Here is a 267-nt window from a genome sequence, read left to right as displayed (position 1 = left end):
GCTATTTTAATGGCCAGGTTAGTGAAGATGACGCAAATAAAATTTTGAATTCCACCATTTCGGCTTCGGAAATGGTCGCTTTGAAGTCATTAGCGAGTACTGTTCAGGACAGAGAAAGCAAGAAAGCTATACGCGATTATCTTAGTCAACTTGCAGCAAAGAACCGGATAACTCGGCTGGATGAGTGGAAATTTAAAGCATATATTTCTGCTAAAGCAGCTGGGGCTACTGAAAAAGCAGAAAATTTAAAGCTCTATTCTGAAGTAG

1 pseudogene is annotated in these 267 nt (G+C 39.7%); it reads left to right on the top strand.

Features of this window, described 5'->3' with window-relative positions:
* Positions 1-267: pseudogene (locus FC20_RS10580) on the top strand (phage head morphogenesis protein); the annotation flags it as partial.

It is taken from the genome of Lactobacillus equicursoris DSM 19284 = JCM 14600 = CIP 110162, assembly GCF_001434815.1.
GTDB lineage: Bacteria > Bacillota > Bacilli > Lactobacillales > Lactobacillaceae > Lactobacillus > Lactobacillus equicursoris.
This window is presented reverse-complemented; position numbering and strand designations above follow the sequence as displayed.